Annotated in this window: 28 protein-coding genes, 1 tRNA gene and 2 riboswitches; of the genes, 12 read left to right on the top strand and 17 right to left on the bottom strand. The window is 50.3% G+C overall.

Annotated features, from left to right (window positions below; all coding sequences use genetic code 11):
- Nucleotides 1-479: 479 nt before the first annotated feature.
- The 6 genes from OCU14_RS02410 to OCU14_RS02385 all read right to left on the bottom strand — a co-directional run bounded on the left by OCU14_RS02410 (nucleotide 480) and on the right by OCU14_RS02385 (nucleotide 6417).
- Nucleotides 480-1130, bottom strand: a complete 651-nt coding sequence (locus OCU14_RS02410) for a hypothetical protein (RefSeq protein ID WP_261809631.1) — start codon at nucleotides 1128-1130, stop codon at nucleotides 480-482.
- 81 nt (nucleotides 1131-1211) lie between these two features.
- Entirely contained in the window at nucleotides 1212-2027 is an 816-nt protein-coding gene (locus tag OCU14_RS02405) for a Cof-type HAD-IIB family hydrolase (protein ID WP_261809630.1), read from the bottom strand.
- Nucleotides 2028-2088: 61 nt separating this feature from the next.
- Complete coding sequence (locus OCU14_RS02400) at nucleotides 2089-2898, bottom strand: alpha/beta hydrolase (RefSeq protein WP_261809629.1); 810 nt, start codon at nucleotides 2896-2898, stop codon at nucleotides 2089-2091.
- Complete coding sequence (locus OCU14_RS02395; protein ID WP_261809628.1) at nucleotides 2876-4171, bottom strand: PTS transporter subunit EIIC; 1296 nt, start codon at nucleotides 4169-4171, stop codon at nucleotides 2876-2878. Before OCU14_RS02395 ends, OCU14_RS02400 begins: the two co-directional genes overlap by 23 nt.
- A gap of 86 nt (nucleotides 4172-4257) precedes the next feature.
- Nucleotides 4258-5082: an HAD-IIB family hydrolase gene (locus OCU14_RS02390; RefSeq protein WP_261809627.1), complete on the bottom strand. Its 825-nt coding sequence runs from the start codon at nucleotides 5080-5082 to the stop codon at nucleotides 4258-4260.
- A gap of 168 nt (nucleotides 5083-5250) precedes the next feature.
- Nucleotides 5251-6417, bottom strand: a complete 1167-nt coding sequence (locus OCU14_RS02385; protein ID WP_373875063.1) for a serine hydrolase — start codon at nucleotides 6415-6417, stop codon at nucleotides 5251-5253.
- Between the two features lie 219 nt (nucleotides 6418-6636).
- Nucleotides 6637-6728: riboswitch (TPP riboswitch) on the top strand.
- Nucleotides 6729-6808: 80 nt separating this feature from the next.
- Here OCU14_RS02385 and OCU14_RS02380 point away from each other — a divergent pair.
- The 5 genes from OCU14_RS02380 to OCU14_RS02360 are packed head-to-tail and all read left to right on the top strand — an operon-like array spanning nucleotide 6809 to nucleotide 10556.
- Nucleotides 6809-7363 (top strand): ECF transporter S component, encoded by a 555-nt coding sequence (locus OCU14_RS02380; RefSeq protein WP_261809626.1) that lies wholly within the window; start codon nucleotides 6809-6811, stop codon nucleotides 7361-7363.
- A gap of 23 nt (nucleotides 7364-7386) precedes the next feature.
- Nucleotides 7387-8796: an ABC transporter ATP-binding protein gene (locus OCU14_RS02375; protein ID WP_261809625.1), complete on the top strand. Its 1410-nt coding sequence runs from the start codon at nucleotides 7387-7389 to the stop codon at nucleotides 8794-8796.
- The gene (locus OCU14_RS02370; RefSeq protein ID WP_261809624.1) at nucleotides 8793-9446 is read left to right on the top strand and encodes an energy-coupling factor transporter transmembrane component T family protein; all 654 of its coding nucleotides are present in this window, start codon (nucleotides 8793-8795) and stop codon (nucleotides 9444-9446) included. Before OCU14_RS02375 ends, OCU14_RS02370 begins: the two co-directional genes overlap by 4 nt.
- 20 nt (nucleotides 9447-9466) lie before the next feature.
- A complete protein-coding gene (gene tenA, locus OCU14_RS02365) occupies nucleotides 9467-10150 on the top strand; it encodes a thiaminase II (protein WP_261809623.1) in 684 nt (227 codons plus the stop codon).
- A 43-nt stretch (nucleotides 10151-10193) separates the two neighbouring features.
- Nucleotides 10194-10556, top strand: a complete 363-nt coding sequence (locus tag OCU14_RS02360) for a hypothetical protein (protein ID WP_261809622.1) — start codon at nucleotides 10194-10196, stop codon at nucleotides 10554-10556.
- 108 nt (nucleotides 10557-10664) lie between these two features.
- On the opposite strand, the gene OCU14_RS02355 is transcribed toward OCU14_RS02360, so the two are convergent.
- Together OCU14_RS02355 and OCU14_RS02350 are read right to left on the bottom strand one after the other, a co-directional pair.
- Nucleotides 10665-11255 (bottom strand): TMEM175 family protein, encoded by a 591-nt coding sequence (locus OCU14_RS02355; RefSeq protein ID WP_261809621.1) that lies wholly within the window; start codon nucleotides 11253-11255, stop codon nucleotides 10665-10667.
- A gap of 327 nt (nucleotides 11256-11582) precedes the next feature.
- Nucleotides 11583-11753 carry a hypothetical protein gene (locus OCU14_RS02350; protein WP_261809620.1) on the bottom strand — a complete coding sequence of 57 codons (171 nt, stop codon included), beginning with the start codon at nucleotides 11751-11753 and terminating at the stop codon, nucleotides 11583-11585.
- A gap of 278 nt (nucleotides 11754-12031) precedes the next feature.
- Between OCU14_RS02350 and OCU14_RS02345 the strand changes: the two genes are divergently transcribed.
- Nucleotides 12032-12226 (top strand): LBP_cg2779 family protein, encoded by a 195-nt coding sequence (locus OCU14_RS02345; RefSeq protein WP_057878565.1) that lies wholly within the window; start codon nucleotides 12032-12034, stop codon nucleotides 12224-12226.
- An 84-nt stretch (nucleotides 12227-12310) separates the two neighbouring features.
- Here OCU14_RS02345 and OCU14_RS02340 read toward each other — a convergent pair whose 3' ends face one another.
- The 4 genes from OCU14_RS02340 to OCU14_RS02325 form a co-directional block, all read right to left on the bottom strand.
- Entirely contained in the window at nucleotides 12311-12820 is a 510-nt protein-coding gene (locus OCU14_RS02340; protein WP_261809619.1) for an O-acetyl-ADP-ribose deacetylase, read from the bottom strand.
- A complete protein-coding gene (locus tag OCU14_RS02335) occupies nucleotides 12821-13066 on the bottom strand; it encodes a zinc ribbon domain-containing protein (protein ID WP_261809618.1) in 246 nt (81 codons plus the stop codon). It lies immediately after the preceding gene.
- A 22-nt stretch (nucleotides 13067-13088) separates the two neighbouring features.
- Nucleotides 13089-14252 carry a hypothetical protein gene (locus OCU14_RS02330; protein WP_261809617.1) on the bottom strand — a complete coding sequence of 388 codons (1164 nt, stop codon included), beginning with the start codon at nucleotides 14250-14252 and terminating at the stop codon, nucleotides 13089-13091.
- Between the two features lie 72 nt (nucleotides 14253-14324).
- Complete coding sequence (locus OCU14_RS02325; RefSeq protein ID WP_309296915.1) at nucleotides 14325-15308, bottom strand: asparaginase; 984 nt, start codon at nucleotides 15306-15308, stop codon at nucleotides 14325-14327.
- A gap of 292 nt (nucleotides 15309-15600) precedes the next feature.
- Nucleotides 15601-15699: riboswitch (purine riboswitch) on the top strand.
- A 181-nt stretch (nucleotides 15700-15880) separates the two neighbouring features.
- Here OCU14_RS02325 and OCU14_RS02320 point away from each other — a divergent pair.
- From OCU14_RS02320 to OCU14_RS02295, 6 genes are all read left to right on the top strand, one after another.
- Nucleotides 15881-17200, top strand: coding sequence for a nucleobase:cation symporter-2 family protein (locus OCU14_RS02320; RefSeq protein WP_261809635.1), 1320 nt, complete (start codon nucleotides 15881-15883; stop codon nucleotides 17198-17200).
- 245 nt (nucleotides 17201-17445) lie between these two features.
- Entirely contained in the window at nucleotides 17446-18342 is an 897-nt protein-coding gene (locus OCU14_RS02315) for an ABC transporter ATP-binding protein (RefSeq protein ID WP_261809615.1), read from the top strand.
- The gene (locus tag OCU14_RS02310; protein WP_261809614.1) at nucleotides 18335-19555 is read left to right on the top strand and encodes an ABC transporter permease; all 1221 of its coding nucleotides are present in this window, start codon (nucleotides 18335-18337) and stop codon (nucleotides 19553-19555) included. The genes OCU14_RS02315 and OCU14_RS02310 overlap by 8 nt, the downstream gene beginning before the upstream one ends.
- A 14-nt stretch (nucleotides 19556-19569) precedes the next feature.
- On the top strand, nucleotides 19570-19941 hold the full coding sequence (locus OCU14_RS02305; protein ID WP_261809613.1) for a hypothetical protein: 372 nt from the start codon (nucleotides 19570-19572) through the stop codon (nucleotides 19939-19941).
- A 57-nt stretch (nucleotides 19942-19998) separates the two neighbouring features.
- Nucleotides 19999-20071 (top strand) — tRNA-Ala (locus tag OCU14_RS02300).
- A gap of 553 nt (nucleotides 20072-20624) precedes the next feature.
- Nucleotides 20625-21350, top strand: a complete 726-nt coding sequence (locus OCU14_RS02295; protein WP_261809612.1) for an MIP/aquaporin family protein — start codon at nucleotides 20625-20627, stop codon at nucleotides 21348-21350.
- 55 nt (nucleotides 21351-21405) lie between these two features.
- Here OCU14_RS02295 and OCU14_RS02290 read toward each other — a convergent pair whose 3' ends face one another.
- The 5 genes from OCU14_RS02290 to pstC all read right to left on the bottom strand — a co-directional run bounded on the left by OCU14_RS02290 (nucleotide 21406) and on the right by pstC (nucleotide 26068).
- Nucleotides 21406-21825, bottom strand: a complete 420-nt coding sequence (locus OCU14_RS02290; RefSeq protein ID WP_261809611.1) for a GNAT family N-acetyltransferase — start codon at nucleotides 21823-21825, stop codon at nucleotides 21406-21408.
- Between the two features lie 81 nt (nucleotides 21826-21906).
- Nucleotides 21907-23295, bottom strand: coding sequence for a MocR-like pyridoxine biosynthesis transcription factor PdxR (pdxR, locus tag OCU14_RS02285; protein ID WP_261809610.1), 1389 nt, complete (start codon nucleotides 23293-23295; stop codon nucleotides 21907-21909).
- Nucleotides 23296-23422: 127 nt separating this feature from the next.
- A complete protein-coding gene (gene pstB / locus OCU14_RS02280) occupies nucleotides 23423-24226 on the bottom strand; it encodes a phosphate ABC transporter ATP-binding protein PstB (protein WP_261809609.1) in 804 nt (267 codons plus the stop codon).
- A gap of 11 nt (nucleotides 24227-24237) precedes the next feature.
- Complete coding sequence (gene pstA / locus OCU14_RS02275; protein WP_261809608.1) at nucleotides 24238-25125, bottom strand: phosphate ABC transporter permease PstA; 888 nt, start codon at nucleotides 25123-25125, stop codon at nucleotides 24238-24240.
- Entirely contained in the window at nucleotides 25115-26068 is a 954-nt protein-coding gene (pstC, locus tag OCU14_RS02270; protein WP_261809607.1) for a phosphate ABC transporter permease subunit PstC, read from the bottom strand. Before pstC ends, pstA begins: the two co-directional genes overlap by 11 nt.
- Between the last annotated feature and the right edge of the window lie 38 nt (nucleotides 26069-26106).

Genomic DNA, 26106 nt, shown 5'->3' with positions numbered 1-26106 from the left:
ATTGGCGTACACCATTAGAGGTCTTCTGGGAACAGATGAGGTTCTAATAAGTGTTCGGATAATTCTTGCAATCTCCCTCACCAATAAAATAAAATCCGTAACTATTGTCTAAGACAACACGACAACGGTTACGGATTTTTGAGTGTAATCAATTGGGACCGAACTTCTGCCTTCACCATGCAGTATAAATATACCCAAACTGAGGAGAACCTATACTTCGTTTGGACCATCATCACTCTTAGCCAGAGGAGGCCAGGGATGTAGCCAGCCGTGGCGGGACAGTTAGACCGAGTGATTTTCTCGGCCTTACTGCCCGGGCGACCTTTAAGACCCGCGCCCCTGGCGGGGCTTAAAGTCGAGCGAGAAGCCCACAGGGCTGAAGCGTCCCCACAGCAGGCGGAATCTCTGGCAGCCGCAGGCGGCCAAATTAAGCAAGTATAAAAATAGCAACCATAAGAATATATGGTTGCCAATTTATGTTACTTAATCTTGTAGTTAAAGTTGTTGGTCATGGTCTTAACACCCATGTCCGCGTACTGATTAGCAAACTTCTTTTGTTGGTCCTTAGCTAGTGACGCAAAGGCCTTCTTGTATTGTTGATACAGAACTGGCCGAACGTACTTCTTAGCGTACTTAGCACCGGGACTCGTCTTGGTCTTGGTATAAGTATACTTCTTCCCTGAGGTTGCTAACCGACGACTGGCATTACTTCCCGCGATTTTAGTCGTGAAGTGCGTGCTAGACGTCTTGGTCAACTTAAACGTGTAAGTCTTCTTGCTCAAAGCCGTCGTGGTCTTGTTATCTGCCGTCTTGAACTGAATCAAGCGGTACTTGGTCGTCAAGGTCTGCCGATTCTTGCTGAGCTTGATTGACGAAGGTACCCCATATTTCACATTAGCTGATGATCCAAAGTCCCCCAAAATAAGTAAGGTTCCCGTCTTCTTACCACTCTTATAAGTCTTAAAATAAAAGGCGGTCTTGGATTTTGAACTCTTATAGTACCGTTTTAGATCAGTATTCGTGATCGTTGGCTTGGCTTTAGCGCTAGCCGTGACACTAGGACTAACTAAACCACCCAGTGTACCTAAAGCCATCGCGGTTAACCCCAATTTCACCATCAAACGTTTCATGACTATAATCCTCCTTAAAATTCATCCAGTACACCTTTTATACTGACATGGTTTTTCTCAAAATGCAAGCGTTCACACCGATTAGGCTAAAACTTCGGGAAAGACTTGTTCCAAATAAGCCGCAACCCCCGCCTCATTGTTTGTTGTCGGGGTTTGATGATTGGCAGCTGACTTAATTTCGGGTTGCCCATTTAACATGGCAACACCATCTCCCGCGGCCTTAATCATCCCCAGGTCGTTTTCGGCATCACCGAATGCCATGAGTTGGTCGAAGTCCCAGCCAAAGTGTGTTAACAGTTGGCCTAGTCCCACCGCCTTGTCCATATCAGCGGCCAAGAATTCAAGGATCTTCGGTTGAGAACGCACCACATGGTATTGTTTGTGCAGTTCAGGTGTCAAGTTGGCCACAACCTGGTCCAATGTTGCCGGATCAGTGGCCATAACGGCCTTACTGAACAAGTGCTCTGGCAAATCAGCGAAGGTCGTTGGAATAAATTCCATGGGTGCCTTCAACATCTTTTGATATTCAGATGGCTTGAGATCGGCCACTGGGTAGACCTGGTCAAAGTCCAGAACGTCCAGTGGATACCCATTCTCAGCCGCAAAGTCATGCAGTGGCTGGAAATCTTGTTTGCTTAAACCACTCTGAGCGAGCACATCCTTAGTCGTGTTTTGAATCACGAGGGCCCCATTAAAGGTAATCGTGTAATCCTCACTAGTCGTCAATCCCAATTGTTCCAAGTACTTCCAGATGGCATTAATTGGGCGGCCCGTGCAGAGCACCACCTTAATCCCCGCCGCATGTAATTGCCGCAAGGTTGCCGCATTCTTTTCACTAATAGTCTTATCTGTATTCAGTAGCGTCTCGTCTAGGTCGAGCGCAATCATCTTTATCATTCGTCGTTGGCCTCCATTTCTCCTCTAGTTTACACGTAACGCGCGTCGAAATAAACCGTGCTTACGTCAGGAGGTCTGAACGAATCAAAGCCACGATTTGTTGGTTCTCCGGTAAGTCAGCGTGATTGGCGTTGGCACCCGTAATCGTCATCTGGGTAAAATGGCGGACGTTACCTTGAAAGATCAACTTTCCCCGGTTAACGCTGTCAAAGGGGACGATCCCATCGCCAGCGTACCCCTCACTACCGGCAATCGAATAGACTGTTAGCGTTCGTGGCAGTCGTTTACGATCGGCCGAGAGTTCCTTAAAAAGTGACGTATCCACATCCGGACTACTCTCCTCCAAGTTGAATGGCGTCCCAATGGTCATCAGGCGTTCTGCATAGGTGTCCTTAGGCAAGCTGTGTTCCAGAAATAGCGTCAGGACCAGGCCCCCATTGGAGTGCCCCATCGCAGAAAAGTGGTTAAAGTGATAGGTCTTCTGTAATTGACGAAAGGCCAAGTTAAACCAAATAGCTTGCTTTTTAATGGTGTCATAGCCATCATGATGGTTCTGAAAACCCACAACAATGATAGGTTGGGTATCTTTACGCGTGATGCTCCCCGTATATTGAATCTCACCATTGGTCATCACTTCCACTCGCAACAGACTATGCTTGGTGGTTGTCTCATGGTTCAGCTCCGTGACCAACTCGTTAAACCGATTCTGCGTGGCACTAGACCCTGGAACCAGGAAGACGGGGGCCATGGCACTCCGATACGTGGCTCGCACGCTTGCAACCTGCTGGGGCCGCCAGAGAAAACCTGGCACACTCAATAGCAGTAGGGCTGCCACTAAGACTAGAAAACTAATGATTCGTCTTTTCAACATGATGAGCCGCCTCCCCCGCTAGTCGTGACCATTTGACGAATGGGTAATAGATTAAGACACTGATCAGTAGCTCAGCACCTGCTAAGGCTAACGCCGCCATATTGCCCCCAGTGCCCAAAAAGCCCTGCAAGATTCCGGGCGTCCCATTGGCAATGGGATAGGCCACCGCAGGAACCCAGTGAAGTTGAAGACAGGTCCAGCTTAACAGACTGCAGACGACCGGCGTTACCAAAAAGGGAATCCCTAAGATGGGACTCAAGACGACAGGTAGGCCGACCATTAGCGGGGCATTAAAGTTGCCTAGGGTCGGCAGTAAACAGGCCGCCCCAACTCGCCGTTGTGCGCCATTCGAATGACCTAAATAGATGGCCAGCAGGAGGCCAAGCATCATCCCTGGTCCCCCAAAGTTCGTATAGACATCCACTACCGTATGAATCGTAATCGGATGGGGAATCTGCCAGCCGGCATGGGTCAGGACGGACGTCAAGTTCTGCGCCACTTCCACCGACTGACCCCCAACACTGGCCACGGGTCCTAAGATACCCAACCACTGACACAAGCCAGTCAGTAGACTAAATCCCAACAGGCCTGGTAGACGATGGGGGAGCGGGAACGGCCAACGTGCGAGACTAAGGAAGGTGGCATTCAGGCTTCCCTTTTGTGTCAAGGTCCAGGCCAAGCCAGCCGCCGCTAATACCAGCAACCAAATGCTGGCAATCGTCATTGTTTGTCCCAATCTTTCCTCGGCCAATAGCCAGTGTCGAATCCCCCAGCGATAGCCATCGCCAACAACCAAACCAATCAAAATACCGACTAGAATACCAGAAATTCCTAAATTATTTGAGAGCCACTGAACGGGTTGTCCGTTCAACAATGTCAGCCGATCCACGTTAAAGAACTTGAGCCCCGTGACCGCGACCACCCCGACCATCAACCGATCCGTCGTTCTTTTGGTGACCGGTGCCACCAGATAATAACTGACGGCAAAAGCCATGAACATGGCGACTAGCCCCAGAGTACCCGCACTCAGCAGGCTCAAGTAATGTTTGAGGACTGTGCGTTGCATCAGCCAATCCCCCACGTGTAACGTTTGAAAATAATAGCCCGTCGATGCCAACCAGGTTTGTCGAAACATATCGGCTAGTGTCCCAACCAGCACCACCGGAAATACCAGATGGAAGGCCTGATTAACGGCCTTGATCTGTGAGTTTTGTCGAAAAGTGACTTCTAGCTGAATCAGGTGGCTACCTAGCCAGCCCGTTTCTCGTTTCATTTTAGCCGCCTCCTGCCCTAACACTCAAATTGTAAGGGCAACGACGCGCTAACGGCCCCCGTAACATTCGGTTAAGGTGGCCGCCTTTAAAACTGTTCGAGTAAGCTATCGATGGCCGCACTGACTGCCCCCTGTTGGTTGGTCCGGGGTAACTGTTGAATCTCACTGTCATTAATCAGTTCTGCCGCGGCATTGGCGACGGCAAATCCTTGGCCAACCAATCGCAGCATGGCCAGATCATTCCCAGAATCACCAAAGGCGACCATTTCAGCCGGCGTAATGTCCCAGCGACGCCCCAGCTCTGCCACCGCACTGGCCTTATTCACGCCTGGCAAGCTGACATTCAAGCCACCCAACCCACTACTAGTGGCGACGAGATCACCCTCAAATCGGTCATTAAATGCCACTACAAACGACGTCACGTCCGCTTGTAGCCAGGTCACATCTAGCTTAAGAATGGGGTCCACGACCGCAGTCAGATCCGCCACACTAGTCAGTTGTGGATAGAAGACTTGAGATTGGTGAAATCGATCGCTGTCAGCCGGTAAATCCGCATAGGCCCGGTCACGACCACAGGCGATCAGATAGGGGTGTTCCATCACAGGCGCCGTCCGTAGCCAGCGTACAGCTGACTGCCAAAGATCACGAGGGATCGGCTGACAGGCCAGTTGTTCGCCGCTACCCGTGACCGTCAGCGCTCCATCCTCTACCACGTAGACCAAGTCTCGGGCAAGCGCCAGATCACCAAATAAGTCGATCACGTGGTCTAAAGGGTCCCCCGTCGTCACGACAAATTTAATCTGATGTGCTGCCATCTCTGCCAGTTGATCCGCTAATCTTGCACGATCATACCGCCCATTGGCATCCAAAAAAGTTCCGTCTAAATCCGTCATGATCATCCGTGGCCGCATAACCGCACCTCCCTGAGTTGTTAGTGTTGATCATACCCGATTGCCACTCTGACAACAACTCTTCACCCCCTAACTAGGCCTGGCTGGTAACCGCTCAACCACTAACTAAAAAACGGGCCACCCTGTATTAACCAATACGCTGGGTGACCCGTTAAACTATTTTTCGTTTTATTTATCTAAATTGTTCTTGTAAACGTAGTTCATCAATGAGCGGGTTTCAGTAAATTCGTCCTCATCATGCAGAACGACCGTGATGATCCGGTTGTGACCGCTCTTCTTAGCGGTCCCCACAAAACAGTAACCTGCCAGTGGGGTGTAACCAGTCTTCAACCCATCAACCTTCAAGCTGGCCTGGTAGTACTTCCGACCCTTCAACAAGTTGTTGTAGTTGTAGCAGGTTTGACCATTGACCTTCTTGGACCCAATCTGACCGTCTTTCAAGACTTGTGGATAATCCTGAATTAAGTGTTGGGCGATGTAGGCCACGTCCTTAGCGGAAACCTTGTTGGCGTTAGCCGAGCCGTAGTTGTAACCAAACTGACGGAGGTCACTGTTTTCCAATCCAGAAGCAGAAACGAAGTGGGCCTTGCCCAAGTTCCAACTCTTGGCCTGAGCGTTCATCTTGTTGATAAATTTAGCATTGCTCCCACTGACCCATTGGCCCAGAGCAATCGCCGCGTTATTCGAAGAATCTAACAGGGCGGCGTAGTAGAGTTCCTGAACGGTGTACTTGTGACCGCTCTTGAAACGGAAGCCCCCACAGGAATAGCTATTTCCCATGGCGACGAGACCCTTATTGCTGGTCTTAACGTGGTCAGACCACTTAGCAGACGTGGTGTGAATCTTCTGAAGAACCAGGTACAGGGTCATGATCTTGGAAACGGAAGCGATTGGCCGGGCCGTGTTGGCATGCTTGGACCAAACAACTTTCCCCGTCTCTTCGTTGACGGCCACCGCGGCCTTAGCCTTCTTCAAAACAAAGGGGGCCTTACCCTGCTTGAGGTAACCGTGCCAGATCAGACCCTTGACGGTATGCTTGCCATTGACGGCATAGTAGTAGACGGCATTGGTCTTCCCATGTCTCAGGACGACCTTCTTGGACACGTACCACGTGGTGTTCGGATACGACTTCAAGTTGGCAATCTTACGGGTATGCGCCTGGTTGTACACGGCTCCCTTCGTGCTCTTCTTGTGATACGCCGTCGTCTTCAACGACTGCGATGACACGGTCTTGTAGGCCGCCGCATCAGCCGGTACGGTTTGACTGCCGATCCCCATCACCGTTAAAACTGCTAAGGCGATAAATAATAATCCCTTAATATGTAATTTCTGCATGTCCCTAACCTTCCCATTTTGACTAATTAGCTTAACTAACCTTCAGCCTATCACGATCTAAGCACGACCGAAACCGTCTCTGACCCTTTGTAACGCGCTTGTCGCCTTTGTAACGTGCTTGTAAAACAATCCGACTATAAAATTTTTCATTTAAACTTTCAGCCCATTTCCCTGTGGTACCTTGCTTTTGCCAGATAAATTGGTTAGGCTAAGAGTAATCAAATACGATTGGGGTGCCCATCCGGCTGAGATCAAACCCATTGAACCTGCTCTGGTTAAAACCAGCGAAGGGAACGCGTAACATAGCTATCAATGACCCCCACTAGAAACAGTTAGTGGGGACTTTTTCGTCTTTTGGGCGCGTCAATCAACTTTAGGAGGAGTTCATCTTATGAAACGTTGGCACATCCGCGACATCATTCTCGTCACTATTCTAGCAATCTTTATGGGGGTCATTTTCTGGGTCATCACCCCCCTCTACTCAGCACTCACGGCGGTCTTTGCGCCCATGGGTCTCCAGCCACTGGCTAACGAGATCTTGCTAGGTGTCTGGACCATGGCCGGCCCACTGGCTGGGTTCGTCATTCGCATCCCCGGTGCAGCAACCTTAGGCGAACTCCTCGGCGCTGTCGTAGAGATGTTTCTCGGCGGTATCTGGGGTGCCAGCACTCTGATATCCGGGGTCGTTCAAGGCTTTGGATCAGAGTTAGGCTTCATGGCGACCCGTTACCGGCGCTACAACTGGGTCACCTTGACCCTGAGTGCTTTGACCACCACCTTGGTCACCTTCGCCTGGAGTCTGGCACGTGAGGGTTACAGTGCCTATCACTTGGGCTTCTTACTCTTATTATTCGCCGTTCGCTTCGCTTCTGTCTTCGTCTTTGGTGGTATCTTAACGAAACTGATTACCAATCTGTTAGACCGCGCACATGTCCTAAAACACTAATCGTTAAAAATGGGGGAGTTTTTGTGGTAACCGTTTCAATTCACAACTTAACATTCACGTACCCACAGCAATCACGACCCGTCCTTAACACCGTCAATGCTAGCTTTCCTGCTGGCCAATTTTCACTAATCACCGGGGTATCCGGTGGTGGCAAGTCAACCCTGCTCAAACTTATCGCGGGACTCTTGCCAACTGATGCGACTGGCATCACCTTTAATGACCAGTCACTTACTGATATTCCCGCCACCCAGCGCTCTAAAACGGTGGCCATGCTCTTTCAGGAACCCAGTACGCAATTCACGATGGATACGGTGGCCAATGAACTTCAATTTGCCTTGGAAAATCAACAGGTCCCAGCCGACGAGATTCCAGCGCGTCTAACTGCTGCGCTGGATTTCATTGGTATCGCGGCCCTACGTGACCGAAAACTCATGCACCTCTCCGGTGGCGAACAACAGAAAGTGGCACTGGCCATCATCGTCGCCATGGATAGTGCCGTGATTCTACTGGACGAGCCCTTTGCCAGCATCGATCCGGCCACTCGCCTCGTGCTTTTACAGCGACTCGCTCAGTTGAGTCGTGAACGGGGAAAGACAGTGATTCTGGCAGACCATGATCTCAGTGGTTACACCGACTATGTGGACCGGCTGACCGTCCTCGCTGACGGTCACCTCACGCATCTGTCACCCGAAGCAACACAGGAACGGCTGGCCACCTTTGCACCAGCCCAGCTGCGTCTACAACACGTTACGGTTCCTGACAATGATCAGCCGGCCCTGCTTCAAGGAACCCAGCTGAGTCTATCTGCCAACGGTCGAACACTGGTCACCCCACAGGATCTAGGACTCTTTGCCCACCACACGACTCTCATCACGGGGCCCAATGGTAGTGGCAAGTCGACCCTATTCCGTTCTCTGGTCAAGCTTGGCCATTATCAAGGCGTCATCACCTACGATGGCACCGACATTCACCGGCTGAAACGCCGGCCTTACGCGCGTCAGGTGGCCTTAATGTTCCAGTCTGCCGCGACACAATTTCTCAATGTCACGGTCGATGAAGAATTGACCTTGTCACTCAAAAATAGCTATGCCGATCATTTCACCCCGGCCATGGTGACTCAGCTTCTAACCGAGTTAAACCTGGACGACCGGCGGGAACAAATCATTTATACCCTGAGTAGCGGTCAACAGAAAAAGTTACAGCTCCTGTGTATGCTGATCATGGCCCCAGATGTGCTCCTCTTGGATGAACCGTTCAAGGGACTTGACTACGCGTCGCTACAGACGGCTATTCAAATTTTAAAACGCGTCCAACAGGACCTGGACATCACCTACATCCTGGTAAGCCACCAGCTCAGCGGCCTCGATACCTTCATCGACTACCACCTTCAGTTGGCAGACCAGCATCTAACTTATCAGGGGGTGCGCGCATGAATCCCAGTTTAAAATTAGCGTTACTCGTTCTTGTCGCGCTAGAGATTTCCTTTACCCACGTCTGGACAGTCAATGTAGCATTGATCGTGGTGAGTCTCATTCTGATGGTCTGGGGCCACGTGGCTTTCAAACGACTAGCCATGCTGACCCTAATCCCAGCCTTCTTCGGGGGAGCCTTAGTCTGGTCCTTAACCTTGCGAGGAACGGCGTCTAGCCACTTTCTCCTGGTGATCTTCACTCGGATGGTGGCCTACGTTTACATGGGTGGCTGGTTCGCCCAAACGACGAATCCCTTAACGCTCACCCGTTCTCTGGAACAAAACGCCAAGCTCCCCTCTAAATTTGCCTATGGCTTCTTAGCAGCCTTCAATCTCATGCCTAAGATCCAGGCGGAAGTTGCCACCATTAAGGCGGCTGCGCTAATGCGCGGTCAGGTCCTTCACTTCTGGTCACCACAACTCTATTTCAAAGTCATTCTAGCGGCCATGAATTGGTCGGACCAGCTCGCCGCGGCCATGACGTCTCACGGTTTCGTCGAAGACGCCCCACGAACCCACGCTACCGAAATCCCCCTCGTCACCCGTGACTGGATCATGCTAGTGGGAAGTCTGGTGCTCGTTCAGGTCGGCTTGTTCATTGGCTTACCCTAAACTCTTAAGGAGGACTTCATTTGCAATTTACAACGATCGCTCACAACGCTAACCTGGCCTCCTGGCAGGCTTCCAAACAACATCCCTTCATTCAACAATTGTTGGCAGGGACATTGCCGTTAGCTACTTTTCGCTACTACTTGATTCAAGATCACGCCTACTTACGGGAATTTGGGACCATTCAGGATTTGGCAGCCGAACAAGCACGCGATACTGACATTGCCACCCAACTTCACGCCGGAGCCGAACATCTTCGGCAAGGTGAACTGGCCCTGCGACAAACCTTCTTCGATCGTCTCAACATCACCGACGAGGAGGTCGCCAACACGCCAGTTGCGCCAACCGGTTACGCCTACACGAGCCATATGTACCGGGCACTGATGACCCAAGGCACCGCTGGGGCTATTGCTGGTTTGTTACCCTGTTACTGGCTCTACGCCGAGATTGGGGCCGAGTTGGCCGAACAAGGATCACCCGTCCCCATCTACCAGGATTGGCTGGAAAGCTACCGATCCGATGACTATGCCGGGGAGATGACCGACCAATTGGCCTTAGCCAACCGGGTGGCCACGCCAGACAACACGCCCGCCCTACTCGACATCTTTAATAAGAGCAGTTGGTATGAATTGAATTTTTGGCAAATGGCGTTGACCCACGAAACCTGGGAATTGACGGAACCGTCTGATTTTTCAACTACCACTTAATGCGCTATAATGAGGGCACTCATAGGAAAAGGTGGTGTTGATAATGAAGCGAATTCAGCAATTAACGTTTCTTCAAACCTTTGGTTATCTGGCCCTCGCGCTGGGCGTCGTCATTGAAATCTATGCGGCTCTCAGTAATCCCGGAACACGTCTGAGTGGTGACGAGATGTTTGGGGGTGCCGTGGTCCTAACCCTGGCGGTCGCCTTCATTCACAGTCGGCGCCTGCCAACCAATCTCGTTTTGATTGGCCTCAGTACGTTAGGTTTTGCTTACTTCACCTTCATTCACACGCACGCCTGGCTCTGGACGATTCTGTTGGCCATCGCGGTCGCGGCCTTCCTGATTTACTTTTTCGGCTTACGGGGAGAAGTTCGGCGCAACCAGAGTGAGTGGTTCCACTTTTAAACTCAACTAAATAATCTGATCATGGTACTGGTGAGAATTTCTCGCAGTACTATTTTTTTGCATAAAAAACGGATCAGCAACGCTTACCGCTACTGATCCGTTTCGTCTTTAAAATAATTTGTCACTGTCGGGTGATGTCCGCAGTGCCATCAAGATAAGTTCCGCTAGAGTGAAGACTAGCGAGACTGGCGGCCAAACAAAGATTAAGCCTAATACAATCAGCCAAACTAACCAAAACCACACGGTGGCGTGAATTCGATAGGCAGGCATCCGCCGGATCTTTTCCGCAATCTCTGGGTGTTTGTTTCGATTGACTCGCATCACGACAAAGGACAGCGCGGCATAAGCCCAGGTCCACAGTGTGAAAATAATAAAATAAAACAGTTCTGGTTGAACGTCCATGATAAATCGCCCGGCCCAAGCCGTTGAGACTGGCAGCATCGCCATTACCAAGATCCACAGGTTATTGACCCAGTAAATTCCCTTGGTGACTCGTTTGGTCAAGGCAAACATGTAGTGGTGATTATACCAAGCCACGCCAATAAACAAGAAACTAATCAGGTAAGCCACAAAATAACTCCATTCACTGGCTAAGGCTGCGAAGGTGGGTTCCTCCGGTGTCTTAAATTCCAGCACCATGATCGTCAAAACAATGGCAACCACTGCATCTGTAAACGCCGCCACGCGTCCTTTATCCATTATAAAATCTCCTCGTGTGTCGTGATGATCCTAGGATAGCACAACTGATTCATAGGGTGTTAAATGTGATCTGGAAACTTTGGATGGTGAAACTTGAATATTTGAAAGTTATTAAGCTCACCTATCGCTTATATTGTCGAAACGTGTGCTCGCAGACTAAGCGCCCTGGGGCACACTCTTCCCACAAAAAAGAATCAGACCAACCGAAGTTGGCCTGATTCCCTGCTTGATAAACTACAAGAGACTTGTAGTCATGTAATCATTATGATTACCATCTTTTAAGTGACACAACCGGCAAGCCGGCTTCGGGGCGGGAAGGTTCCCGCGTTAGTTGGCAAACGCCCGTGAAACATGGGTTTGCGGTGCATGACTCGCAATGGGCTGTGTGCTGAGGTGCGTGACGGTTCGTTTGCCCATCGTAAACCATGAAAACAAACTGAAGACTGCCAGAACGACAACCGCCGTTATCAGGCTCCTGATCACCCGTTTTAAATCCATCCCATCACCTCATGTTTGACTTGTTCCGACCGCTTTACGTCCAGCTTACACATCAACTATCACAAAACGGTAACGAGAAGAAAAAATTGTGATGACACTTCCGTGACACTTGCCACGAACAATTGTTATATTGGGTATTAGTTTACGCAATTTTTGCTCGTTCATCAAGTAGAATGCAAAAAAAGTTCCGAATCATGAGTCTCATCTCGCCGGTTTTTCAAAACTTTAGTATAATAAGTGTAAGCAACACACAGGACAATCATTTGGAGGGATTATTAATGAGTCAAGAATTAAGTGATCTGGCTGAAGCAATCATCGCCTACCAAAAGAAGTACGACAAGACCGATGGCGAAATGGCCTTTGGTTCCCGCATCTCTGTCGAGAAGTTTCACGCCATCAAGTCTGGGGAAGTTGACCCCAACGCCGATGAGCAAAGTTCCTTGAAGCACTACATTGCCACCAAGCCCAACTAAGGTTAGGTTTGTCAGCATTCAAAGGGGTCGACCAACTTGGTCGACCCCTTTTTTAACTGATTTGATTAAGTCAGCGAGCGAACGCTAGGCTTGTTCCCATGCCGTGCGATAGGCCGCGGCAGTCTTCGGATCAAACGCTACTAATCGCACCCGCGTTAACGTCTCCGGTTGCGCCAAAACACTGGCAATCGTACGGGTAGCCACCGCAGCGGCCTCCGCTAACGGATAGCCGTAAACTCCCGTACTAATCGACGGGAAGTCCACGGTGTGACAGCCCTTCGCCATTGCTAGTCGCAATGACTCGCGATAACAGGAGGCTAGGTCCGCGGCCTCATGATGATCGCCCCCCCGCCAGACCGGGCCTGGCGTGTGAATGACCCACTGCGCTGGCAGTCGGAACCCTGGTGTGATCCGTGCTTCACCGGTGGGACAACCGTTAAACGGCACACAAGCCGCGAATAGCTCCGGTCCGGCCGCACGATGAATGGCACCATCGACACCGCCACCACCCAACAGCGTGGTATTGGCGGCATTGACGATGGCATCCACGTCACTCTGTGTAATGTCGCCTTGAATCACTTCAAATTCTGTCATTTACTTCGACTCCTTTGACCACGGCCAGTGCCACCGATGTTTGGCGGGTTCATCTCCCTGCCGATCGTGTACCCGCTTCATTCCCTCACGATAAGGGTTACTGTAAAGCGCGTTTAGATTCAGCTTCTTAGGTGACGGTGCGTCTGGTCGAAAGGCACTGAGATCCGTCTGACACTGCGGACATTTCACGTCATCCGCCGTCACCGGAGCCCCACAGTGGGGACAGAACTTTAATTCCTCTGCCATAACCTTTGCCTCCTTGAATCGTTTATAAATCGCCTTCGATTCGCAACTGCTGCTCAACGAGATAGGCATCCAGATAGCCAAACGCAATCTCATCGACGTCACCAATCTTAAAGACCTTACCCACTTGATCCAACTGATTATCCTCTACGGTGTGGAAAATAAAACGCTCGCCGCCCACCTGACTCGGATATCCCAGACAGTGTTCACCATCGTGGAGTTTCAACCGAATGATTGTCCGGAACGTTGCCGCCTGATTCAACCGCGCACTGAATTGGTCATCAGTGGGATCGAAGAGTCGTTCGGCGTTCAACACGGGTTGATTGCCTTGTTGACGCGCCTGGTTGAGTAAGGAGAATAGACGCATCGTTTGCAAATAGTCTGAGACGAGTACGACACTGTGAAGTTCGCTTAACCGCATGACGGTATAGCCTCCGAAAAGCCCCGTCATATCAATTAAATTCATCACGACAGCGTCAGCGGTCACCGTGTTAATCCGTCCGACAAAGAACAGGTCCTGGTCATGTTCCGGAACCAATGCCACCAGGGGATCTTTGCCCGCCAATTGTCGTAAGGTATCTGGAATAAGATCCGCCTCGGTTACCTCGACCGGTTCAACGTGATTCAGCTGTTGTAGTCGCGGCGCCGCGATGGTTTGCAGACTCAGCTCTTGGCCTTGAAATTCGATGACTTCAATCTCATCGGGTGTCAGGGTCAGCTCGGGTTGGTCAGTATAATCAAATTTATTGAGCAATTGAACCGTGATCTGGTCGGCAGCCACACCGGTGACCAGCCCTTCATAGAAGTGGTCATCCTTGGCCAAGACTAACATGACCACGAGGTGATCGACCCAAGCATGACTAAGGACTTGCCGCCGTAAATCACGACGGTCGTCGAAGGTCATGTTAAGACCACTCGCGTGGGTAAAGTTTTGGTCTGTGGCGGTTTGAATCCGAAAAGCCATGTTATCCAAATCATCACTTGAAAATTCAACTTCATCGATTGCGGGCAAGGCCAGGAACACGGCCCCATCGGGTACCCCGTAGTCGTCGTAGGTCGCCAGAATGATGCCAGTCGACGTCACCGTCGTCACATACCCGGTGTAAACGACTTCCTGGTTGGCTTGGTACACGTTAACTAACAGGTTCTGCGCCAGTGCGCGATTTAAATCATTTACAATAGAATTCATGATGACGACCCCCTTTATTTTTTGTTATCTGAAAAGCTTAGCATAGTCCCCCGCAAATAGCTCGTCTCCTGTTTATGAAACGGCGGTACTCATGAAGTTTGCTAAGCGGTCGCCAGTAAAACCGGCGCTTAACGCAACCAGGAGCTTGATCCGGGCCTTCTGGCCGTTTAAGCCCTGGCACAGCATCAGCCCCATCTTTCGAAGTTCGATGCCGCCCCCTTGATAGTCATAGATGTCTTCGGCGAAGCCATTATAACACCGTGACACTAAAACGATCGGAATCCCGCGGTCTAGCAAGCGTTGCAGGGCCGGTAAGGTAACTGGCGGTAGATTCCCCGCTCCGAGGCCTTCAATCACTAACCCTTTTGTTTCGTCCGTGTTCAAGGCATCGAAGAGCGTCGCATCCATCCCGGCATAGGCCTTCAGCAAGTAGACGTGATCGACGACGTGGTCAATGTCAGAGTTAGCCTGCCGAATGAGCTGCTGGAAATAGGCGGGATGGCCCTTTGCCACGATCCCAATCGGGCCAAACGTTGGCGTTCTAAACGTAGACACATTGGTCGTGTGGGTCTTGGTCACGTAACGGGCAGTATGAATCTCATCATTCATAACCACCATGACCCCATTGCCCCGTGAGGAGTCGTCTGCGGCCACTTCAATGGCGGCCCGGAAATTATACAGACCATCGGTTCCAACCTCGTTAGAGGACCGCATAGCCCCTGTCACCACGACAGGAATCGTACTGGGGAGCGTCAGGTCTAAAAAGTACGCTGTTTCTTCCAACGTATCCGTCCCGTGAGTAATCACGACACCATCAATGCCCTCAGCTTCCGCAGCCACAATGCGTTGCTTAATCTTCAGCATTTCTACCGGCGTCATGTGTGGCGATGGCAGGTTAAACATTTCGTCCGTCACCAGATGAACGCGCCCCGCTAGAATCGTTTCCTGTTGGGCAATGGGATTCTCACTGTTAGGGACGACCTCCCCTTGTTCGTTTTGGGACATCGAGATGGTACCGCCTGTATGGATGGCCAGGATATTCTTCACAACCGTCAACTTCCTTTCAAAAATATTTCTACCCACATTGTACCCTATTTGCGGTAGAATTTAGTTAGAATTAGGAGAGGATGACTGGAGATTGCGGAAAAAAGATGAAAGCGCTAACCCTAACCGTCCGGGGGTTCAGATTCATGCGAAACGTTACAGCTCCTCAGGAGGTCTCGCCGATTGGGGACCGCTGATGACCTGGTTTAAAGGCCTTTGGCGCAAAGTATGGCATCGGCATTAGAAATTGCGTCGTGGTGTTGTTTTTTATTTTTTCTCGTGGTAAAGTAATCAACATTCCATTAAATTAAAAATAGTGATTGCCTATATAATGCCAAGATAAGGTTGGCGAGTTTCTACCCAGAACCGTAAATTCTGGACTATAAGCAAATTGAGGACGAAACTCTTTTTGCCGATGAAGAGTCTTCGTCGGCCGAGTTTCCATTGCCCCCTTTTTGCGAAGGGGGCTTTTTGTTTGCCAACCCTTGGCTTTGTATGGACGTCACGAGAAGGAGGAAACTTTCTTGCAGTCCACAAATTCCGCAACACCAGCGTCGTCATCCTCAAACGGTCAGTCCCTTTCCATGTGGAAAGCCGCCATTTTAGGCTTCCAACACCTACTTGCCATGTATTCTGGTGACGTCTTGGTTCCCCTACTCATTGGGGGAGCACTACACTTCAACGCCATGCAAATGGCTTATCTGATTAGTGCGGACATCTTCATGTGTGGGGTTGCAACCCTTCTCCAATTGAAGCGAACTCGGCTCACCGGGATTGGCCTGCCCGTCGTTCTCGGCTGTGCCGTTCAAGCGGTCACCCCGCTAAGTGCTATTGGAACCCAATATGGTGTCGGGGCCATGTACGGGGCCATTATCAGTGCCGGGATCTTCGTCTTTCTCAGTGCCGGTTGGTTCTCAAAGATTAAGCATCTCTTTCCACCCGTTGTCACGGGGTCGCTGATTACCATCATTGGCTTCACCTTAATCCCCGTTGGTTTCCAAGACTTGGGCGGTGGAGACGCCACAGCTAAGAACTTTGGCGATCCCAAATTCCTTCTGACCGGTTTTCTCACGATGGCCATTATCTTAGGTTTAAGTGTCTTTGCCAAAGGCTTCATGAAATCATTGGCCATTCTGGCCGGAATTCTCATTGGCACGGTCATTGCTGGGGCAATGGGGATGGTTTCTCTCTCCGCCGTGGGTCAGGCCAGTTGGTTCCATCTCCCACAATTCTTCTACTTTGGGACGCCCACGTTTGAATGGTCTTCGATCCTGACCATGATTCTAGTTTCTCTAACCACGATGGTTGAATCGACCGGGGTCTTCTTCGCCCTCGCCGAAATTACTGGCAAAAAGATCGAAGAAGCCGACTTGAAACGAGGCTACCGTGCCGAAGGGATCGCCGTGATCTTGGGCGGGTTGTTCAACACCTTCCCCTACTCCACGTTCTCCGAAAACGTCGGGGTGGTTCAATTGTCTGGCGTTAAGACGCGTAAGCCAATTTACTTCTCGGCCTTATTCTTAATTCTCTTAGGTTTACTGCCTAAGATCGGAGCCTTAGCCACGGTCATCCCCGATCCCGTTCTGGGTGGCGCCATGATCGTGATGTTTGGGATGGTTGGTGTTCAAGGAATTCGGATGCTCCAACAAGTCGATTTCAAAGATAACAACAATCTCTTGGTCTCCGCCATTTCGATTGGCCTGGGACTGGGTGTGACAGTCTACCCCCAGATCTTCCAAGCCCTTCCCCAATCCTTACAAATTATTATGAACAATGGGGTCGTTATCGGAAGCTTCTCAGCGGTCATCTTAAATGTCCTCTTCAACATGATGCCCCGCCGTGAGGTTAGGACGGCCCAGGCGCAATTGAACACAACCGCGCAGAGCAAGTCACAGCACAACTAAATTAGACATTAATGGCCACCTTTCCTACCCCATATTGGCTGGAAAGGTGGCTTTTTGAATTGATCCAAATTAACAGGAATTGGCTTATGCTACCTTAACAAAACAACACTGGTCAAATTAATTATGCCATATTATAAGTTGAGTATTAGCTAGTCTTAACTACTAGTTGTCCTGATCCGATTTTTTGGCGTGTTCCCCGTCGTTCGCGTATAATAAGAGCATCACGTATGAGGGGAGCTCGACCGATGCTCAGCATTCAACATATCAGTAAACATTTTGGCACTGTCCACGCACTTAACGACGTCAGTTTTGACGTGCCCGATGGCCAAATTTTGGGACTGATTGGTCAAAACGGGGCGGGAAAATCCACCACGTTTCACAGCATTTTAAACTTTATTACTTACGATGGCACCATCACCTGGCAGGGACATCCTCTGTCCGCCAACGACTTTGATACGATTGGCTATTTACCAGAAGAACGGAGCCTGATGCCCAAGTTAACCATCGAACAACAGGTGGTCTACCTGGCTCGACTCAAGGGACAATCGGCAAAGGAAACGCGAGCTCATATCGACGAATGGCTCCAGCGTTTCGCCGTCAAAGGCACCCGCAAGAGTCGAATCAAGGACCTCTCTAAAGGGAATCAACAGAAGGTTCAACTCATCTGTACCTTAATCCATCATCCGAAGTTATTGATCCTGGACGAACCCTTCAGTGGCCTTGATCCCGTCAATGCCGACCTCCTGAAGCAGGCCGTCTTAACGGCCCGTGACGAAGGTGCGGCAATTATCTTCTCCAGCCATGACATGGAACACGTGACTGCCCTGTGTGATCAGTTAGTCATGTTGCGTAAGGGCGACGTCGTCTTACATGGGACGCTGACAGAGGTTCGGAACCAATTTGGCAAGACGGAACTCTATGTGACGACCGATTGGACACCAGACCGGCTCAAAACCTTGCCGGGTGTTGCCGCCGTTACGGTTCGTCAACCGCGGCAATATCTCTTACAACTCAATGATCCCGCCGCCGGCCCAGCAATCTTTGCGGCACTGACCGAGGGCCATTACATCGAGGAATTCAGTCAACAACCGCCAACTCTCGATGAAATCTTCCGTTTGAAAGTGGGTGAAGACCATGCGTAAAACCTGGATTGTCACCTTTGAAACTTATCTGCGCCAGATCAAATCATGGAGTTTTCTCTTCATGATTCTCGGTCCCTTCCTGATGATTGGACTGACGATAGGGATCAGCTACGTCAGTGCGAACAGCACTTCTAGTAGTCGCGAAGTCGCCGTCATCAGTGACTCACAACCATTGCGGCAAGCCTTCATCAAACAAAATGATGGCCTGAATACCAAGATCACCACGGTCAAGGCCGCCAAACAGGCCCTAAAGAAGGACCACTTGGCTGGCTATCTGGTGCTTACCACCGACAACCAACAGTTCAAGGCCGATTACCACGGGAGTGACAGCATGGGCAGTAGCTTGCGCGCTCAGACGCAAAACTTCCTGGTGACCTATCAGCAAGCTGCTAATTACCAACAGGCTAACCTGACTACCAAACAGCGTAAGACATTGGCTCGAACCCCAACCCTCACGCAGCACATTGCCAAGAAGACCGGGACCGCCAACACTGCTAAGAAGATTTCCTTCTGGTTACTGGTTACCATGATCTACATCATCTTAATTACGTATTCCTCCATTGCGGCTCAAGAGATTGCCTCCGAAAAGGGAACCAAGATTATGGAAATCATCTTTTCCAGTACCACGGCAACGAGCTACTTCATTGGTAAGATCACGGGAATTCTACTGGTCATTCTGACACAGATCGTGGTTTACCTGCTGGGTGGCTGGGCCGGCTACCAATTTGCCATCAACAATGCCAAATTGAAGCCGCTCTTCACCGAATACCACTCGCTGATTAACGCTGTCATTCACAACCTGCTCAACATGAATCTCGTCTACCTCTTACTTGGGGTGGTCATTTACACCGTTCTATCCGCGTACAGTGGCGCCATTGTTGCCAAAGCCGAGGATGCCTCAAAGGCCGCGCAACCAGTTGTGATGTTGAGTATGTTAGGCTTCTTCCTCACCTTTCCCTTCCAGAGCAACCTCGATGCGCCCTTCGTTAAAATCATGTCGTATGTGCCTTTCTTCTCGTCGTACTTCATGCCAATGCGCATCATCAACGGAACTGCAAATGGACTGGAACAAGGTCTCTCACTTGCCATCTTACTAGCCGCAATTGGGCTGTTTGCTTGGTACATCGGCAGCCAATACCAACGTCTAATGCTACAAACTGATTCGAAAAGTATTTGGCAACAGTGGATTCATGACTGGCGCCATCAAGATTAAGAAAGGAAATGGGCATGACTGAGCAGGAGCGTTATTACCAACCGAAGAATACCACGGACGCGTTAAAGGAAGTGCAACGCCTCTTTAACAGCTATCGGAGTGCCCCGTTGACGCAGGAACTTCTCACTTATCATGAGGGCCTGGTGCAGCGTCTGACGACCGATCTCCGTGAGGCGGCTCAAGCGGAACACCGCGCCGACCTGGTGACTGCTACCGACGATATGGCTCAGGCCATGCGCGGCTGGACCACCGTTCGTTTGGCTGGAAAACCTTACGTCGGCCGCCTACGACACTTTAAGTTTGTCGCCGACGCTACCGGTCCGAAATTCAAACGCAACGTGATCAAGACTCATGGCACTGGTGGTCACCGAAGTAGTCGTCACTAGATACGACTTACCCATTAACAAATCACAGCAACGTGCTATACTTAATGGGTAAGTTTTGGGCCCTTAGCTCAGTTGGGAGAGCGCCTGCTTCGCATGCAGGAGGTCGTCGGTTCAAATCCGGTAGGGTCCATTGGATAACAGGTACACAAAGATTTTATGCTTGCGCGGTGAAAACTGTTGGCTTAATTGCCAGCGGTTTTTCTTTAGCCCACAAGCATCCTAAAATAGTAATTTTTCATAGCACACTGGCTAGACAAACTTTCTTAGGTCACAAATTGTGGGGGATATAGGACACGATTCGTGTAGTATCATGTTATAATGGCTTTGCAAAGAAAACTTGCAACAATTTATTCACCTTCCCACCGTTACCAGTGTGGGTTAGGTAACTGCTTAATTATGATTGAACCTCCTTGGAATTGCCATGGATTGCCTTTACAAATATTTTGGCCAAACTATTAGCGATATACTTATCTGACCACCCAGCATGATAATAGAATACACCATAACTTAGGCATTGGAATGCAAATACCCCCTCACTTTCATTTTCATGAAAAATAATTGAAACTTATCGTGAAAGCTACTTGTGATAAGCGTATGATAGGAATACTGCTGTTTTTTGACAACTAACTAGGGTCATCGAAAAGTAGCAGTCGCCTATCTTATACTTATGTGGAGTTGAATTTATGCATTATTCATTGTTCATTCGGTGTCTGGCCGAATTTATTGGAACGGCCATCATGGTTGCCCTCGGTAACGGTTCCGTTGCCAACGTTGAGCTCAAAGGAACCAAGGGTTATCACGGCAGTTGGTTGTTAATCGGTTGGGGATACGGGATTGGAGTCATGATTCCTGCCCTGATGTTCGGAACCATTTCAGGAGCACAGATTAATCCTGCCATGACGATTGCCTCAGCCGTCGTTGGAAGTTTTCCTTGGCAGGAAGTGCTGCCCTATATCGTGGCCCAGTTGCTCGGGGCCATGTTTGGTCAATTGACAATTGTTCTGGCCTACAAGCCTTACTACGATGAAACAACCGACGTGGAAGCTATTCTGGGAACCTTTTCCACGATCGATGCGGCTGGTAGCAAATTAAATGGCTTCATCAATGAATTTCTTGGCACCTTTATCCTGGTTCTGGGTGCCGTGGCGATGACCGCTGACAAACTGGATCCACGGGCCGACTTTATTGGCCTTGGCTTTTTGGTCATGTGTCTGGTAGTCTCCCTGGGTGGTCCCACTGGTCCCGCGTTGAACCCGGCCCGTGACTTAGGTCCCCGCCTCCTCCATGCCATCTGGCCATTCCCTCACAAGGGGAGCTCCCACTTTTACTATAGCTGGGTCCCCGTCGTTGCACCGATTGCGGGTGCGATCTGTGCGACACTGCTTTGGCAGGTTTTCTTAACGAAATAATATAAAATAAAACACGCTAACCAATTTAATTTGGTCAGCGTGTTTTTTCTATCATCTAAACCGTCCAGTCGGCGGGATCTAGGTGTTGCGGATTCTTCACATAACCGCGTGAATCCTTGGTAAACCCAATTTTGGCGTAGAAGTCCTTAGCATACAACGAAGCTAACAACACCGTGTGGAGTGTTTGACCTAATTGGTCCTGCACCATTCCCAACAAGTGCCGGGCAATTCCTTGGTGTCGGTAATCGGCGTCAACAGCTAGGTCGGCAACGTAAATGACATCGGCGTAATCCGTCAATCCGCGAACGTAGCCAACCACCTTGTCGCCATCCCAAGCCGTATATAAGAAATCGGCATGGTCCAACATCCCTTGGAGCTTCTGGTCATCGTTGATTTGACGATGAAGTTCTGTCCGCACTAGGAGATCTTTGAAACTTGCAACATCTAATTTGGCCTCTGATTGATACGTTATCATGTAATCGCCCTTTCTGATTGCTTAACTGACTCTCAGTATAGGCGGCTGGCATGAAAGCGGAAGTGACAGTTGACCATGAGTTTAAGCGGACAGTTCCTTTAACGCCAATACTAACTTAGCGACCCCTTGCCGAAACTCCGGTAAAGCAAAGTGGGCAAACCCCACAATATAGTAACCAAGGTGTTTATCTTGTAACCAATATTGATCCATTTTTCGTAGATAAAGGTGATGTCGCTCTAAGATTTCATCGAACTTGGCCGTCGTCTGAGGCTGTTTCAAGCGAAAGACCAGGTGAATACCGGCTTCCCCAAAATGAGCGGCAATGACTCCCTGCTGAACGAATGGCGTCAACTGTTGTTGAATGAAGGCGTACTTCTGACGATTCAACCGCAGGGACCGTGTGATGTGCCGGCTATAAGCCCCAGACGACAGAAAATCTGCCGTAGCCGCTTGAATAATTGCGGCGACGCCATTGGTTTCATAGGCAAATAAGCTCTGATAATTCGCCACCAACTGCGGCGGCAACACCATAAAGCTGAGTCGCAACTCGGTCGAAATTGACTTGGAGAAGCCACCCAGATAGATAACCCGCTTGGCATCTAGCGAAGCCAAGGCCGGCATTGGCCGCGTAGATACCGAAAACTCACTGTCGTAGTCATCTTCGATAATCAACCCCTGCTTAGTCCGCATGACCGCTAGTAAGGCCTGGCGCTTGGCTAAGGGCATCGTTGGCCCCAAAGGAAATTGGTGAGAGGGGGTCACGTAAACCAAGTTAACTGACTCTGATCGCAGACGATCAACGTCCATCCCCGATGTCTCATCCACCGGGATCAAGACCGGTTGACCCCCCTGGCGGCGAACCGTCTCTAATCCACTGCGATAGCCGGGATTTTCAAATCCGACCTGGAGTGGCGATTGAAGTTGGGCTTGCATCAGCTGGGTCACCATGACCAGTGAGTCACTGTTACCAGCGGTGATCACCACCTGTTCCGGCTGGCAGTGGATCCCGCGGCGGCGGGCCAAAAGGGCCACAATTTCTTCACGTAAGGCCAGTGATCCTTGCCGCTGAATGGCCGTCCGAGGATCCCGGCGATCCTGGTCCTGAATGGCGCGCTCCAACGATCGATTCCAGGCAGTCTTGGCATGTGTTTCCAGTAATGAGGCGGCATAGCCCAGCGAAAAATCAAAGTCTGGTTGAACCAAATCACGATCATGTTCACTGACCATCGGCGCCGTTACCAGCGGCGTTTTGACAAAGAACCCCTGCTGAGGACGATTCTCGATTCGGTCCTCCGCTACGAGCTGTTCATAGGCATTCTCCACAGTCCCCTTGGAAACCTCCAGCTCGGCTGCTAGTGACCGAATTGACGGCAACTTACCCGTCAGCTCTCCCCGGTCTATTGCCGCGGAAAGCTGCTGTATCAGCTGTTCATATAAGGGCAGTGACCCTTTTTCCTGTAAAAAATACATCCTGAACCCTCCCGCTTCTCAATAATCGTGCCTTTAGTTTACCAGTAATCGTTCAGTCTCGTACGACCTTTTAACACAAAAAAGCCCGCAGCACACGGCTACGAGCAACTAACAACTCTAAAATTCTCTACCCAAAACTTCCGGAGATATAATCTTGCGTGACCGGAATCTGCGGGTTACTAAACATGGTTCCAGTGGGCGTGTATTCCATGACGTGTCCGAGATGGAAGAAGGCACACTGGCTACTGATTCGTGCAGCTTGTTGCATGTTATGCGTCACAATGATAATCGTGTACTGCTTCTGCAACTCCAGGAGAGTCTCCTCAACCTTAACTGTCGAGATCGGGTCCAGCGCACTACAAGGTTCATCCAGCAATAACACATCTGGTGCCATGGCAATCGAACGGGCAATGCACAACCGTTGTTGTTGCCCACCGGAGAGGGATAAGGCACTCTTATCGAGACTATCTTTCACCTCATCCCAAAGAGCAGCTCCCCGCAAGCTCTTCTCGATGCGTTCCGACAATTCAGTCTTATTCTTCACCCCATTTGCCCGTAAGGCGTAGGTGATATTTTCCCGAATAGACTTGGCAAAGGGGTTCGGTCGTTGAAAGACCATCCCGATGTGCCGCCGGATTTCATAGATGTTCACGTTCGGCTCGTTGATATCGACACCGTGATACCAAATCTTCCCTGTCACCGTGGCGATCGTATCATTCATTCGATTCAGCGAACGCAGGTAGGTGGACTTCCCGGAACCTGACGCTCCAATGAGCGCCGTAATCTGATTCTTAGGAAACGCTAGATTCGCATCATGCATGGCGTGATTGGTGCCATAAAAGACCTGCAAGTCCTCCGTCTTCAGGGCCAATGAGGTCTGAGCGTCAAACGTCTGCACGGCAGTCTTATCAAATGAGTATTGTTTAAGCATCGTCACACCTCCTACTTGCTAGCCGTAACCCGACGATACAGGTACGACCCGAGAACCCGTGCGCCCAGGTTAAAGAGCAACACAGCAATAATCAGAACGGCGGAAGCAGCGGCGGACAAGGCCGCAGCGTTGCTCGCTAACCCTTCCGTATTCATCTTCCAAATGTGAACCGCCAACGTTTCGGCTGGTCGGAATGGATTAAGCGGACTCGCCGCGTCCATTGGATTCCAGTCAGCAAAGTTAGTGACCGGGGCACTTTGTCCAGCCGTGTAAATTAAGGCTGCGGCTTCCCCAAACACTCGGCCGGCGCTCAAAACAACGCCGGTCACAATCCCAGGTAACGCCACCGGGAGAATGATTCCCACTTCGGTCTTCCATTTGGACAGGCCCAAGGAAAGGCCAGCTTCTCGTTGACTACGAGAAACGGCACTGAGCGACTCTTCAATGTTCCGCGTCAACAGCGGCAGGTTGAAGAAGGTCAACGCAATAGCTCCCGAAATAACCGAGAACCCAATCTTGAACTTAACAACAAAGAGTAAGAATCCAAACAGCCCCACAACCACGGATGGTAGCGAACTAAGAACTTCAATGGCTGATCGAATGAGACTGGTCCGCCAGTTATCCTTCGCGTATTCGGCCAAATAAATCCCGGCTCCCAGTGATATGGGAATGGAAATCAGCATAGTCAAGACCAACAGGTAGAAGGAATTAAACAGTTGGACCCCAATTCCACCAGTACCATCGAAAGAATCCGTGGCCCCAGTCAAGAAACTCCAGCTGACATGTGGCAGGCCCTTAATGAGAATGTAGGCCAGCAGGAAGAAAAGAATCCCAACCACGATGGCAACAATGAGGTCAATGATTACCGTAGCAATCATGTCTTTACGTTTAGCGTTCATGTTTGAGTTGCCCCCTCTTTGCGATGACCCGTACCAGGGCGTTGAAGAATAGTGACATGAGCAATAGAATCAGCGCTAATGACCACAGGGCGTTGTTTGGCAACGTCCCATCAATGGTATCCCCAATTCCCGTCGTCAATTGACTAGTCAGCGTTGAAGCCGCCGAAATCAAGTCTTTAGGCATGACGGCAGCGTTTCCGATCACCATTTGAACGGCTAAGGCTTCCCCAAAAGCCCGGGCCATCCCAAAGATTACGGCAGTTAAAATTCCAGGTGTGGCGGACCGAAGAATGACCTTAGATACCGTCTGCCAACGTGTCGCCCCCAAGGCGAGTGATGCTTCCTTGTAGTAGCGTGGTACTGCCCGCAGACTATCCACAGTCATTGACGTAATCGTTGGTAGCACCATCACGAACAGCACGAAGGTGGCTGAGATAATCCCGAACCCGGAACCCCCGACCAGGTGCCGCATGAATGGCACCACAACTGCCAGTCCGATGAACCCGTAAACTACGGAAGGAATCCCAACCAATAATTCAATCACGGGTTGTAAGAACTTCCGGCCCTTGTTAGGTGAAATTTCCGTCATGAAGATGGCAGTTCCAACCGCGAACGGTGTTGCCACAATTGCGGCGGCGAACGTCACGGCAAAGGACCCCACAATCATGGGTAACGCGCCAATCTTACCTTGGCTTGGTGACCAATCGGTGCCAGACAAGAACTTCCAAAGGCTGACGTGGTTTTGCGTAAAGGTCGCGATCCCTTTTGAAGTGATAAACCACAGCATCGAAGCCACGACCAGGATGATTACCCCAATACAGAGATAACTGACCCCCCGGCCGATCCAATCCTCGCGAGTCGCTCGGGTCGCATGGTGTAGCCGCTTGGACCATTCCTGTGATTGGGTATCTTGTTTCTTAAGTTGAAAATTTGTTTGCTCCATAAGTTGACTCCCCCCTTTTAAAAAAGGTGAAAGTGCTT

Source organism: Levilactobacillus humaensis (genome assembly GCF_024345185.1).
GTDB classification, from domain to species: Bacteria; Bacillota; Bacilli; order Lactobacillales; family Lactobacillaceae; genus Levilactobacillus; species Levilactobacillus humaensis.
Note: the sequence above shows the minus strand (reverse complement) of the source record. Positions and strands in the feature narration are given on the sequence as shown.

Coding starts and splice junctions, on each gene's coding strand:
- OCU14_RS02410 (WP_261809631.1), bottom strand. CDS start 1,130: ATGAAACGTTTGATGGTGAAATTGGGGTTAACCGCGATGGCTTTAGGT.
- OCU14_RS02405 (WP_261809630.1), bottom strand. CDS start 2,027: ATGATAAAGATGATTGCGCTCGACCTAGACGAGACGCTACTGAATACA.
- OCU14_RS02400 (WP_261809629.1), bottom strand. CDS start 2,898: ATGTTGAAAAGACGAATCATTAGTTTTCTAGTCTTAGTGGCAGCCCTA.
- OCU14_RS02395 (WP_261809628.1), bottom strand. CDS start 4,171: ATGAAACGAGAAACGGGCTGGCTAGGTAGCCACCTGATTCAGCTAGAA.
- OCU14_RS02390 (WP_261809627.1), bottom strand. CDS start 5,082: ATGCGGCCACGGATGATCATGACGGATTTAGACGGAACTTTTTTGGAT.
- OCU14_RS02385 (WP_373875063.1), bottom strand. CDS start 6,417: ATGCAGAAATTACATATTAAGGGATTATTATTTATCGCCTTAGCAGTT.
- OCU14_RS02380 (WP_261809626.1), top strand. CDS start 6,809: ATGAAACGTTGGCACATCCGCGACATCATTCTCGTCACTATTCTAGCA.
- OCU14_RS02370 (WP_261809624.1), top strand. CDS start 8,793: ATGAATCCCAGTTTAAAATTAGCGTTACTCGTTCTTGTCGCGCTAGAG.
- OCU14_RS02360 (WP_261809622.1), top strand. CDS start 10,194: ATGAAGCGAATTCAGCAATTAACGTTTCTTCAAACCTTTGGTTATCTG.
- OCU14_RS02355 (WP_261809621.1), bottom strand. CDS start 11,255: ATGGATAAAGGACGCGTGGCGGCGTTTACAGATGCAGTGGTTGCCATT.
- OCU14_RS02350 (WP_261809620.1), bottom strand. CDS start 11,753: ATGGATTTAAAACGGGTGATCAGGAGCCTGATAACGGCGGTTGTCGTT.
- OCU14_RS02345 (WP_057878565.1), top strand. CDS start 12,032: ATGAGTCAAGAATTAAGTGATCTGGCTGAAGCAATCATCGCCTACCAA.
- OCU14_RS02340 (WP_261809619.1), bottom strand. CDS start 12,820: ATGACAGAATTTGAAGTGATTCAAGGCGACATTACACAGAGTGACGTG.
- OCU14_RS02335 (WP_261809618.1), bottom strand. CDS start 13,066: ATGGCAGAGGAATTAAAGTTCTGTCCCCACTGTGGGGCTCCGGTGACG.
- OCU14_RS02330 (WP_261809617.1), bottom strand. CDS start 14,252: ATGAATTCTATTGTAAATGATTTAAATCGCGCACTGGCGCAGAACCTG.
- OCU14_RS02320 (WP_261809635.1), top strand. CDS start 15,881: ATGTGGAAAGCCGCCATTTTAGGCTTCCAACACCTACTTGCCATGTAT.
- OCU14_RS02315 (WP_261809615.1), top strand. CDS start 17,446: ATGCTCAGCATTCAACATATCAGTAAACATTTTGGCACTGTCCACGCA.
- OCU14_RS02310 (WP_261809614.1), top strand. CDS start 18,335: ATGCGTAAAACCTGGATTGTCACCTTTGAAACTTATCTGCGCCAGATC.
- OCU14_RS02305 (WP_261809613.1), top strand. CDS start 19,570: ATGACTGAGCAGGAGCGTTATTACCAACCGAAGAATACCACGGACGCG.
- OCU14_RS02295 (WP_261809612.1), top strand. CDS start 20,625: ATGCATTATTCATTGTTCATTCGGTGTCTGGCCGAATTTATTGGAACG.
- OCU14_RS02290 (WP_261809611.1), bottom strand. CDS start 21,825: ATGATAACGTATCAATCAGAGGCCAAATTAGATGTTGCAAGTTTCAAA.
- pdxR (WP_261809610.1), bottom strand. CDS start 23,295: ATGTATTTTTTACAGGAAAAAGGGTCACTGCCCTTATATGAACAGCTG.
- pstB (WP_261809609.1), bottom strand. CDS start 24,226: ATGCTTAAACAATACTCATTTGATAAGACTGCCGTGCAGACGTTTGAC.
- pstA (WP_261809608.1), bottom strand. CDS start 25,125: ATGAACGCTAAACGTAAAGACATGATTGCTACGGTAATCATTGACCTC.
- pstC (WP_261809607.1), bottom strand. CDS start 26,068: ATGGAGCAAACAAATTTTCAACTTAAGAAACAAGATACCCAATCACAG.